At 64.8% G+C, this 11,731-nt stretch carries 10 protein-coding genes; 5 read left to right on the forward strand and 5 right to left on the reverse strand.

Annotated features, from left to right (window positions below; all coding sequences use genetic code 11):
- Positions 1 to 3: 3 nt before the first annotated feature.
- Positions 4 to 3,543: a S8 family serine peptidase gene (locus tag U8330_RS13500; protein WP_323105782.1), complete on the forward strand. Its 3,540-nt coding sequence runs from the start codon at positions 4 to 6 to the stop codon at positions 3,541 to 3,543.
- A gap of 137 nt (positions 3,544 to 3,680) precedes the next feature.
- Here the strand turns inward: U8330_RS13500 and U8330_RS13505 are convergent, their stop codons facing one another.
- From U8330_RS13505 to U8330_RS13520, 4 genes are all read right to left on the reverse strand, one after another.
- Positions 3,681 to 3,866, reverse strand: coding sequence for a hypothetical protein (locus U8330_RS13505; RefSeq protein ID WP_323105783.1), 186 nt, complete (start codon positions 3,864 to 3,866; stop codon positions 3,681 to 3,683).
- Positions 3,867 to 4,007: 141 nt separating this feature from the next.
- Positions 4,008 to 4,874: a S49 family peptidase gene (locus U8330_RS13510; RefSeq protein WP_323105784.1), complete on the reverse strand. Its 867-nt coding sequence runs from the start codon at positions 4,872 to 4,874 to the stop codon at positions 4,008 to 4,010.
- 109 nt (positions 4,875 to 4,983) lie between these two features.
- Complete coding sequence (locus U8330_RS13515; protein ID WP_323105785.1) at positions 4,984 to 5,787, reverse strand: tRNA1(Val) (adenine(37)-N6)-methyltransferase; 804 nt, start codon at positions 5,785 to 5,787, stop codon at positions 4,984 to 4,986.
- Entirely contained in the window at positions 5,784 to 6,005 is a 222-nt protein-coding gene (locus U8330_RS13520) for a DUF2007 domain-containing protein (RefSeq protein ID WP_323105786.1), read from the reverse strand. The genes U8330_RS13515 and U8330_RS13520 overlap by 4 nt, the downstream gene beginning before the upstream one ends.
- A 122-nt stretch (positions 6,006 to 6,127) precedes the next feature.
- On the opposite strand from U8330_RS13520, the gene U8330_RS13525 reads away from it, so the two are divergent.
- The 4 genes from U8330_RS13525 to moaB all read left to right on the forward strand — a co-directional run bounded on the left by U8330_RS13525 (position 6,128) and on the right by moaB (position 11,028).
- On the forward strand, positions 6,128 to 7,144 hold the full coding sequence (locus U8330_RS13525) for a polyprenyl synthetase family protein (protein ID WP_323105787.1): 1,017 nt from the start codon (positions 6,128 to 6,130) through the stop codon (positions 7,142 to 7,144).
- A gap of 184 nt (positions 7,145 to 7,328) precedes the next feature.
- Complete coding sequence (locus U8330_RS13530; protein WP_323105788.1) at positions 7,329 to 9,158, forward strand: tetratricopeptide repeat protein; 1,830 nt, start codon at positions 7,329 to 7,331, stop codon at positions 9,156 to 9,158.
- 322 nt (positions 9,159 to 9,480) lie between these two features.
- Complete coding sequence (locus U8330_RS13535) at positions 9,481 to 10,383, forward strand: 4-(cytidine 5'-diphospho)-2-C-methyl-D-erythritol kinase (RefSeq protein WP_323105789.1); 903 nt, start codon at positions 9,481 to 9,483, stop codon at positions 10,381 to 10,383.
- A gap of 99 nt (positions 10,384 to 10,482) precedes the next feature.
- Positions 10,483 to 11,028, forward strand: coding sequence for a molybdenum cofactor biosynthesis protein B (gene moaB / locus U8330_RS13540; RefSeq protein ID WP_323105790.1), 546 nt, complete (start codon positions 10,483 to 10,485; stop codon positions 11,026 to 11,028).
- A 33-nt stretch (positions 11,029 to 11,061) separates the two neighbouring features.
- Here the strand turns inward: moaB and U8330_RS13545 are convergent, their stop codons facing one another.
- The gene (locus U8330_RS13545; RefSeq protein WP_323105791.1) at positions 11,062 to 11,598 is read right to left on the reverse strand and encodes a glycosyl transferase; all 537 of its coding nucleotides are present in this window, start codon (positions 11,596 to 11,598) and stop codon (positions 11,062 to 11,064) included.
- Positions 11,599 to 11,731 lie beyond the last annotated feature (133 nt).

Raw genomic sequence — 11,731 nt, forward strand, 5'->3', positions numbered from 1 at the left:
CGCATGAAACCGAACGATCCGTTCTACGACAGACAATGGCACCTCAAGCAGATGGGTGATCTGGAAACCGTCTGGAACGACTATACAGGCAAGGGCGTCAAGGTCGGGATCTACGACAACGGCGTCAACTCGGACCACCCGGACCTCATCGACAATTATAACGTCAAGGGAGAGCTGTCCTACGAGGGCGAGTGGCAGAACGGCTCGATCGTCGATGCGCTCGATCCGCATGGAACACACGTTGCCGGCCTGATCGGCGCCACCGGCAACAATGGCATCGGCATGACCGGCGTGTCCTGGGGCGCGTCGCTGAGCAGCGTCAACGTCTTCTACTCGGAATCGCCATTCTACTTCGAGAATGAAGGGTTCTACGACTGCATTCGCCAAATGGCGAGCTTCGACGTGACCAACAACAGCTGGGGGAACGAACCGGCCTTCATTGACGAAGATCCGGAACTTGAATCCGCCATCGCCTATGCGATCGATCATGGCCGTAGCGGATTGGGCACCAACATCGTTCAGTCAAGCGGAAACGACTACTCGGACATGAGTGGAGAGTCCCTTGCCTCTTCGCGTTATTCGATCACGGTCGGAGCCGTCGGAAAGAACGGCTTCGTTGCGACCTACAGCAACTTCGGCAGCGGAGTGCTGGTTACCGCGCCGAGCAACGGCGATTCCGATGACCCGGACTGGCTAAACACGCTGGACGAGACCGGGGATGCCGGCGACACGGAGAGCGGCGACGACGGTTTCGACGGCAGCGGTGACTATTCCTACAAGATGGGCGGGACCTCCGGTGCCGCGCCTCTCGTGACGGGAACGGTCGCGCTGATGCTCCAGGCAAACAAGGAGCTCGGCTGGCGCGATGTTCAGAACATCCTGAGTCTGACCGCCGTGCATACGGGAAGCGCCATCGGGGCGCAGGACTTCGGCAAGAACGAGAACGCGCTTTGGGGCTTCACCCAGGCCAACGACTGGAACGGCGGCGGCCGCCACTTCAACATCGACTACGGCTTCGGCAAAGTAGACGCTTTCAGCGCCGTTCGCATGGCGGAAGCCTATTCCTATTTCACGCCGGAGGCCCAGACCTCCTTCAACGAGCAGACGATCGGCAAATCCATGGCGATCGACCAGCCGCTCACGTCGAAAGGCTCGGTCAGCTATTCCTTCACGATCAGCAAGGACATTGCGCTCGAGCATGTCGATCTCGTGCTTCGCATGCGCTTCAGCGACTTCCGGAACATCCGCATCGTCCTGACCGACCCGAGCGGCAACCAGACCGCTGTGAGGACGACATCGAACAATCCCTATGACGACGTCTTCGATGACGGGCATGCCCATCCCTTCGGGCTGGACAATCTGCGCGGCGAACACTCAAAGGGCACGTGGACTATTACGTTCGAGAATCTCGGCGACACGCCGCTGGAGTTCGGTGACGTCATTTCCGCCAAGTTCCTGGCTTATGGATCGCGGGCGACGAACTACAATGTCTATCACTACACGGACGAGTTTTCCGACATGGCCGCCCTGTCGGGCCAGTCGCAGCGCATGAAGCTCGTGGACAAGAACGGCGGCGTCGATTGGATCGATGCGGCAGCCGTCACCCATGATTCACACATCAATCTGACCACGGGCAAGGCCTGGATCGACGGCGTGCAGATGACCGTCACAGGGATCGAAGACGTCGTCACCGGCGATGGCAACGATACGATCACGGGCAGCAGCGGGCGAAACCATCTGGTGGGAATGCGGGGCAACGACACATTGACCGGCGGCGCCGGCGGCGACCGCCTGGATGGCGGCGCTGGAACGGATACGGCGAGCTATCTGAAATCGAAGACAGCGATCGTCGCCAGCCTCGTGGACCGGTCGGCCAACACCGGCGATGCGCGCGGCGATGTCTATATCTCGATCGAGAACCTGATCGGTTCAAAGTTCAAGGACCGCTTGACGGGCGACGACGGCGCAAACCGGATCGAGGGCGGAGGCGGCGACGATCGCCTGTGCGGCCGCGGCGGAGACGATGTCTTGATCGGCGGAAGCGGCAAGGACACCGCCGCCTATGCGCGTGGGTTCTCCGACTATCAGATCGGTCATGACGGAGCGAATGTGACGGTGACCGGAGACGGAACGGACACGCTCTCGGGCGTGGAAACGCTCCGTTTCAAGAACGGCATCTATGACGTGAAGACCGGAATATTCACGCCCTTCCTGCACATCGCGCCGAGCAGTTCGATACCAGTCTTGGAAACCGGCGCTGCCGGCATGGTGATCGACCGGTCAGATTTGCTCGCCAAGGGCAGCGACAGGGTAACCTACACCGTCAAGAAGCTCCCTGTCGGCACGCTGCTCATCAATGGCCAGATTGCCAAGGTCGGCGCCACATTCACGCAGGCCGACATCGATGCCGGGCGGGTTACGCTGCTGGCCGGCGCGGTCGAAGGCGGTGGCGGTTCGGTGGGTCCTGGCGACAGCTTCGGCTACGTCGCTGATGATGGTTACGGCGGGAAGATCGCCGGAACGTTCACGGCCTTCTATACCGCTTACGATACGATCCAGACGGAGGCTGCCTCCGGCGTCTATTCCGGTGGGCTGGGCGACGATTTCCAGAAGGGCTCAATCGCGGCCGATCACATGTCAGGGGGCGATGGCAACGACATGATGCTCGGCCAAGGCGGCCGAGACACCTTGTCGGGCGGCCTGGGCAATGACCGGATGTTCGGCGGTGCTGGCAGCGACAGCGTCAACGGCGGTGGCGGGGACGATCTCTTGGACGGTGGTGCAGGCGATGACACCCTGTCCGGCGGTGCCGGCTCCAACATCCTCCTCGGCGGAACGGGCAATGACAGGCTGACGGCCGAAGGGGGCAATGATTTGCTCTATGGCGGCGCGGGCGACGATACGATCATCGCCGGCGACGGCAAGAACCTGATCGACGCTGGCGCGGGTGACGACAGAGTTCTGACCGGCTCGGGAAGTGACCTGATCTTTCTCGGCGCGGGCGATGACCGGGTTCGCGATGCTGGCGGCAACAACATCATCCAGCTCGGCGGGCTGACCGGCCTGGCGTCGGACGGCGATGATGTGCTGACGATGGGCAACGGCGCCGATACCTTCCTGCTCCTCACGCGCGATGAGCATGGCAAGGCGGCCGGCTTCGGGCATGATACGATCAAGGACTTCAGCCTGGCCGATGGCGATCAGCTGTTCATCTTCGCGGATGCGCACGAAGCCGGCCACAGCTGGATCAAGGACGAGATCAAGGATGGCGCGATCAGCGGCAGACGCTCGGCCGATGGCGACGACCTCAAACTGATCTTCAAGGATGGCGGTGTCACCTCGACCCTGACGCTTCAGGACTTCTTCAAGGCCAATGGCGATGTCCTTACTGCCAGCCAGAAGAACAGCGCCTTCGGCAAGATGCTGAGCGACAAGGACCTCGCCGCAATCCTGCACGAGATCATGCATGTCAGCGACCGGGACGCCTTCGCGATGATCGACACCTTGCACCTCCACTGGTCGGATGGCCTGTTCGCCGCTTGACGGCGTCGGATCATCCCCCATGGACGAAGCCGGGCAGGTGAGCCTCCTGCCCGGCTTCGCGCTGTTTTCGGCGTCGCTCGTCGTGGCGCGCTTGGAAGACATCCCCGATCAAAGCGCGGCGTTCGTCAGGCGGATCGTCAATCCCGCTTCAGCCGATATTCGCCAGTCGTCGGATCCTTCACCAGCGTGCCCTGCGAGCCGGTTTCCTTCTGGCGTCGCAGTTGCTCGCGCTGGCGGGCCAGCCGCTCGGCGTCCATGACGAACTTGCGGTAGCCGAACCAGGCAATGAAGGCGACGATGAGGAAGAGGATCAGTTGCGGCATGGTTCGGGTCCGAAGGGCTGGGCGGGCGGAAAGACAGGCAGCGATGTCACGAGACGGCCGGGCGCGGGAGGCCGCGCCCGCCATGGCCGGGCCGCGTTGCGCGCTGTCCGACGGAGAAAGCCCGCGCGCGCCGCATCGCCTCTAGAGACCGTAGCGGGCCCATAATGCCTTTTCCTGCGCGAGATCCGCAAGCCCTGAAACGGCACCGGCGCCGAGATGCGCTGCGGCATTTTCACCGATCGAGACGCCCGGCTGCTTGCGGCCGAACAGGGAGCGCCCGGCGGAGATCAGCGCCATCTCGGCATCGGCGCCATAGCGCCGCTTGATCTCGCTGCGCATGTCGCCGAGTCCATCGACAAGGCCGAGCGAGAGCGAGCGTCCGCCGGTCCAGAACAGGCCGGAGAAGAGATCGCCATCATCGGCCAGCTTCGCGCCACGCCGGCTCTTCACCATGTCGATGAAGGTGGCGTGGATCTCCTGCTGCAGCGTCTTGAGATAGGCGATGTCGTCCTGCTTTTCCGGCTGGAACGGGTCGAGCATGACCTTGTTCTCCCCCGAGGTATAGACGCGCCGCTCGACCCCGATCTTGTCGAGCAGCTCGGGAAAGCCGAAGCCGCCGGAGACGACGCCGATCGACCCGACGATCGAGCTCGGATCGACGAAGATCTCGTCGCCGGCAATCGCGATCATGTAGCCGCCCGAGGCCGCGACATCCTCCACGAACACCAGCACGCGCTTGTTCTTCTCCTCCGCCAGGTCGCGGATGCGGCGGAAGATCAGCCGCGACTGCACCGGCGAGCCGCCGGGCGAATTGACGGACAACGCCACGGCGGGCGCCTCCTTCATGGCGAAGGCCTTGTCGAGCAGCGGCGCGACCGTGGCGAGGTTGAGCATGGGTCGAAAGCTGCCGCCGCCGCTCATGATCGTGCCGTGCAGGCGCACGACGGGGATCGTGATGCCCTCCTTGCGAAAGCGCTTCGGAAGCAGCTTCTTGAGCTTCAGTCCCATGGTCGAGCGTCCTTTGATCCATAAAGTGTCCGTCCGCCATGTAGGAACTGCGCATCGCAACGCAATGGCCGCCCGTGGGCCTCGTCCCTCCCCCGCAATGACATTTCCGTCAGCGCCGTGTCAGGCTTCGACGCTCATAGGCAGCGCGGCCATTGTTCAGCGCATCGACGGTCGGGGTGAAGCGATGCGATCCGGCCTCATGCATGATCAGCGGCGCGCGAAGCCGCAGCCGGGCGCGCGACTGCTTGATGGCGGTGACGAGAATGCGCACCGCATCCTCGCCCGCCCGCGGCAGCAGCGCGGTGATTTCGATCCCGCCGAAGCGCCGCCCGCAGGCAAGGATGATCTCGGCGATCGATTCCGGCCGGGCGATCAGCGAGAGCTGGCCGCCGGGTCGCAGAAGCGCACCGGCCGTGCGGATCCAGGCCTCGAACAGGTCGTCGCTCATCGCATGGGCCGCTGCCTTGAGCGGATCCGGCGTCTGCCGGTCGGCGGCATTGTTGAAGGGCGGGTTCATGATGGCATGGTCGAAGGCATCGTCCAAAAGCCCCGCCGCCTGGCGCGCGCGGCCGGCGAGCGTCACATCCGCTTCGAGCACCTGGCAGCGGGCTGAAAGATGCGCGTTTTCGGCAAGCATCAGGCTGCGCCGGGCAAACTGCGCCATGTCGGGCGCCCGTTCGACCAAGAGAACGTTCGCCGCTTCGAGGCGGGCGGCCACCGCCAGGCCCGCCGCGCCGGCACCGGCGCCGAGATCGACGACCCGGCCGGGCGTCGAAACGAGGGAGGCGAGCAGCATCGCATCCATGCCGGAGCGATGGCCGCGCCCGAGCGGCTGGATGAGGTGGAAACCGCCACGGTGGAAGCTGTCGATCGTCTCCGTCGGCGCAGGCTTCTCCTGCCAGTCGGGCGTCACCCGCGGAGTTCCTTCTCAAGGCCCGCATCGCGCAGGATGCGGCGCGCCTGGTCGGCCCGGTCGCCCTCCACCATCAGCCGGCGCGGCAGAAGGCCGAGCGAGCCCTCCAGAATGCTCATTCCCTGGTCCGCGATGAAGCAGAGGATGCCGGCCTCGCGCAGCAGGGTTTCGGCGAAAGAGAGCGTCACGGCATCATTGGTTCGGATGAGTTCCTGCATCATATCCTTGGAAAAACGAGGGCTGCGACAGTTGGCGTCCGGCGGAGCGCGCAAATGCCCCTTGCCGCCAAAGCCCCCCCTTTCTATTCTCCGTCAATGAGATTGAACAGGAGTGGCTCGTTTTGGGCGTCGTAATACCGCTGGATGACGGCAAGAACAAACTGGCTTCCGTGAAGCCGCTGGTCGATCTGACCAAGGCCGACATGGAGCGGGTGAACCAGCTCATCCTGTCCAAGGCCGGTTCGGACGTGCAGATGATTCCGGAAGTGGCCAATCATCTGATCTCCTCCGGCGGCAAGCGGCTGCGGCCGATGCTCACCCTCTCCTCCGCCGTCCTGTTCGGCTATAGCGGCGACCATCACATCAAGCTCGCGACCAGCGTCGAGTTCATGCACACCGCCACGCTCCTGCATGACGACGTGGTCGACGAAAGCGATCTGCGACGCGGCAAATCGACGGCGCGGATGATCTGGGGCAACCAGGCGAGCGTGCTCGTCGGCGATTTCCTGCTCGGCCAGGCCTTCCGCATGATGGTCGATGTCGGCTCGCTGGAAGCGCTCGACGTTCTGTCCACCGCTGCATCGGTGATCGCCGAGGGCGAGGTGCTGCAGCTCTCCGTCGCCAAGCACCTGAACACGACCGAAGACGATTATCTCTCCGTCATCCGCGCCAAGACGGCCGCGCTCTTCGCCGCAGCGGCGGAGGTGGGCCCGATCGTCGCCAAGGCCGACCGCGCCAGCCGCAATGCGCTGAAATCCTACGGCATGAATCTGGGCCTCGCCTTCCAGCTGGTCGACGACGTGCTCGATTATGGCGGCTCGGCTGCCGACCTCGGCAAGAATGTCGGCGACGACTTCCGCGAGGGCAAGATCACCCTGCCGATCATCCTCTCCTATCGCCGCGGCACGGCGGAGGATCGGGAGTTCTGGCGGCGCGCCATCGAAGAGGGCGAAAGCAGCGACGCCAATCTGGAGCGGGCGCTCGGCCTCATCACCCGCTATGGCGGACTGACCGACACCATTGCCCGTGCCCAGCATTACGGAACGATCGCGCGCGATGCGCTGGCGCCGCTGCCGGCCTCGCCGCACAAGGCGGCGCTGCTCGAGGTGATCGATTTCTGCATCGACCGGGTAAGCTGACAACAACGGTCATCGCTCCGTTTCCGAGGCGGTCAGCCCAAAAAAGCCGTTCTTTGCTGGCACAGGCGCGGAAAGGGCGCATCCTCCGATCGGAGGATGATTCCGCTTCGGCCAGCGATGCGCTACATCATAGAGAACTGATTCCGGGCGGCGCCGGGGGCGCCATCCTCACGAAAGGCTTGTCATGCGGCAGAAAAGAACAGTGCGGATGCTCTCGGGCGTGGCCTTCCTCACACTGGCCATGGTGTCCGGTGCGGGCCTCTGCCAGGCGGAGGCGGAGAAGCCGGCGACCGAGCAGACGGCAGGCAAGCCCTTCGACGTCAATTCCGTCAACACCTTCTCCGGCGCATTCCTTGCGGCGCGGACCGCCGATGTCGACCATGACCTCGATACCGCCACCCGGCTCTACCGCACGGCACTCGAATTCGAGCCGACCAATGTGGATGTGAAGCAGCGGCTGATGGTGACGCTGCTGATGAACGGCGAGTTCGACAAGGGCGCGGCCCTTGCCAAGGAGCTGAAGGACGACGCCTCGGTCGAGCGGATCACCACCGTGGTGCGCGGCGTCGATGCGATCCGCAAGAAGGAATATCGCAACGCCGAGAAGATCCTGAACTATTCCGGCCCGAACGATCTGGACCGGATGATGAACTCGCTGCTGCTCGCCTGGGCCAAGGCCGGCCAGGGCAAGCCGAAGGAGGCGATCGCCCTCATCGACAAGATGGATGGGCCGGACTGGTTCGCCATCTTCAAGAACTACCAGGCCGGCGCCATCGCGCTCGCCGCCGGCGACAAGACGCGGGCCCGCGCCAAGCTGACCGACGCCATTTCCGACAAGAACGGCGCTGCCGCCGCACCCGACACCTTCCTGCGCGCCATCACCGCGCTCGCCCGCCTGGAAGCGCGCGATGGCAACAAGCAGAAGGCGCTGGACGCCATCTCCGTCGGCCAGAACTTCGTCAGCAACTATGCGCCGCTCGATGCGCTGCGCAAGAGCGTCGAGGATGGCAAGCCGCAGGAGCAGCAGGTGCGCAACGCCGCCCAGGGTGCGGCTGCCGTGCTCTTCTCCGTCGGTGCGGCCTTGAACCGCGAGGGTGCCGAAGACATCGTTTCGCTCTATCTGCAGGTGGCCCGCGCGCTCGATCCGGACAGCGCCGATATTCTCGTCATGCTGGGCGGGATCGCCGAAACGCTGAAACAGCCGGAGCGCGCCATCGCGCTCTACCGCGCGGTGCCCGAGGGGTCGCCCATGCGCCGCCTCTCGGAAATGCAGCTCGGCCTGGCGCTGGCCGAAGTCGGCGACAAGGACGAGGCCAAGAAGCACCTTCGCGGGCTGATCGAGCTCGACCCGAAGGATATCCGCAGCTATCTCGCCTATGGCAGCGTTCTGTCCGACAACAAGGACTACAAGGAGATGGCCGAGATCTACGATCGGGCCGTCGCCGAAATCGGCCCGGTGCCCAAGCGCGGCGACTGGACAGTCTTCTTCCAGCGCGGCATCGCCTATGAGCGGCTGAAGATCTGGGACAAGGCGGAGCCGAGCTTCAAGAAGGCGCTGGAGCTCAACCCCGACCAGCCGCAGGTGCTGAACTATCTCGGCTATTCCTGGGTGGACATGAACATGAATCTCGACGAGGGGCTGAGCATGATCCGCCGCGCCGTCGAGCTCAAGCCGGATGACGGCTATATCGTCGATTCGCTCGGCTGGGCCTATTTCCGCTTGAACCGCTTCGACGAGGCGGTGGCGGAGCTGGAGCGGGCGGCCGAGCTGAAGGCCGGCGATCCGACGATCAACGACCATCTGGGCGATGCCTACTGGCGCGTCGGCCGGCAGCTCGAAGCCGTGTTCCAGTGGAACCAGGCTCTGGAGCTGAAGCCGGAAGAGGCGGAGATCCCGAAGATCAAGGACAAGATCGCCAACGGCCTGCCCCCGCTCACGCCCAAGGTCCCTGCCGCGGCCGACGCCAAGCCGGAAAAGCCGGCGGTGACCGAGACGCCGGACAAGAAGTCCTGACCCGACGGGCGATGATCCCGCGGCGTGCACCACACGGTCCTGTCACGCCGGCGGCGGTCTCCGCCGATCCGGCGCTCTCACCCCGAGCGCCGCATCCAGCCGCACGCAAGACCCCCTCTGGCCTGCCGGCCATCTCCCCCCCCCACGAGGGGGGAGACCCGGAGGTCGCGCCGTGCCTACTCTCCAATGTCCCTCCCTGCCTCCTCCTCTCAGCCGCGCAATGCTGGGCAAAGGTCCCACGCCACGGTCTCTCCTCTACAAGGGGGGAGACCTGGATGCAGCGCCGTGCCCTCTTTCAGACCGTTGAACGAAAGTGTCTCTCATGACTGACTCCGAGACCGGGCTGGATATGGCGTTGGTGGTGCATGCGCCGGCGAAGATCAATCTTGCGCTGCATGTGGTCGGCCAACGGACCGATGGGCATCATCTGCTGGAAAGCGTGGTGACCTTTGCCGATCGCGGCGACCGGGTGATGATGGCGCCGGCCGAGGAGGATCGGTTCACGCTTTCCGGCCCCTTTGCCGACCAGCTGCCGCGCGAGGCTGGGGACGGCAATCTGGTGCTTTCGGCCCGCGACCTGCTGCGCGACACGCTGCAGGCGGAAGGCTATGCCACCGGGCCCGTTCACCTGCATCTGGAGAAGAACCTTCCGATCGCCTCCGGAATCGGTGGCGGATCGGCCGATGCGGCGGCGACCTTGAAGGGGCTTTCGACGCTTTGGCAGGCCGAAGGCGCCGCGCGGGCGCTGCCGGCGCTCGGGCTTGCTCTCGGCGCCGACGTGCCGATGTGCCTGGAGGGCAGGCCGCTGATTGCGCGCGGCATTGGCGAAGAGATCACCCCGCTCCCCATGCCCACCTTCCACGCCCTGCTCGTCAATCCGCTGGTGGGGGTTTCGACGCCCTCCGTCTTCCGCGCGCTGATCCAGAAGACCAACAGCCCGCTCGCCCTGCCCGAGAACCTGACGGAAGGATCCGACTGGTTTTCGGCTCTCGATGAACTGCGCAATGACTTGCAGCCGCCGGCGCTCTCGCTTCAGCCGGCAATCGGCGCCGTTCTGGAAGCGCTGGAACTGACCGAGGCTGCGGTTCTGCGCATGTCCGGCTCGGGCGCCACCTGTTTTGCGCTCTATGAAAGTGCCGAGCTGCGCAACCATGCCGCTGCCGCCCTCAGCCAGTCTAGGCCGGACTGGTTCGTGATGGCTTGCGAAACCGTGGCTGCGGCGTGATGCTGCGCGCAGGGTCTTGCAGACCCATTACTCGCCGCTTTTATCGATCATCTCTCGCCACCCGCAGCGTTGCGGCCTCCGCCTCAAAGGATCTTCGCCATGGCTGACCAGACCCCCGCACCGGAGCGGCCGTTCATTCCGGTGACCGTCGCGGTGCTGACCGTCTCCGACACGCGCATGCGGGCCGACGACCGGTCCGGCGATACGCTGGAGGCGCGTATTCTCGAAGCAGGGCACCGGCTTGCGGCGCGCGCGATCGTTGCGGACGAGCGCTCGGCCATTGCCGCGCAGGTGCAAGCCTGGAGCGACGATCCGGAGATCGATGTGGTGATCACCACGGGCGGAACCGGATTTACCGGGCGCGACGTGACGCCGGAGGCGCTGGAACCGCTGTTCGAGAAGCGGATGGACGGGTTCTCCGTTCTGTTTCACCAGCTTTCGGCGGCCAAGATTGGCACCTCCACCATCCAGTCCCGTGCCACGGCAGGGGTGCTGAACGCGACCTTCGTCTTCGTGCTGCCGGGCTCGCCCGGCGCCTGCCGCGATGCATGGGACGGCATTCTGCGTCAGCAGCTCGATTATCGCCACCGGCCCTGCAATTTCGTCGAGATCATGCCTCGGCTGGATGAACATTTGCGGCGGTGACTTTGGCCTTCCCCGGCTGAAGCGGTCGGCAGGCTACGCCCGCTCGGAGGGCGCCCCTTCGGGCGCCGCGGCCCAGGCCGGCATCAGCTCGCTCGGCAGGCGATGCACGGACCGTTTTCGAACGAGATCGATGAGCCCCATGCCGGGACGGGCGAGCGCCGCGGCCTCGCTGCGTCGGACGAGGTAACCCTGTTCCAGCAGGCCCGCCCGTGTGAAGAGCCGGGCCGGAAAGGGCCGGCGATGCCGCTGCGAGGCCGAGAACCGCGCCGGCGAGCGGCCGACGGCCATATGTTCGGCAACCTCGTTCACCCAGTTGCCGAGCGGACGGGCGCCGGGTTCCAGCAGGAGCAGCCAGCTGCCGCGCGCCGCGGTGAGAGCCTCCGACAGCGTGCCCTCTTTCAGAAACCGGGCGCCGGCGGCATCCGCCACGGCGCCGGAGGCATCGCTGGAACCGCGGTCGAGGATCAGCACATCGCTGACCAGCCCTTCCACCGCCCCCGGCACCAAAGCCGCCAGCGTTTGAGCCAGGCGGGCCTCATGGTTCCGGGTTTCGAGAAGAATGGTCAACATAAGCTTCAGGCTACCGCAGCGCAGCAGAAAGCACCACCGAGAGACGGCCCCGAAGCGCTTTAAAACAATGTTCATCATGAATCCGGGTTGCGGCCGGTTGATCTCCATGGGTTTGTTCTTGCAATGTTCCATC

The organism is Rhizobium sp. CC-YZS058, assembly GCF_034720595.1.
Lineage (GTDB): Bacteria > Pseudomonadota > Alphaproteobacteria > Rhizobiales > Rhizobiaceae > Ferranicluibacter.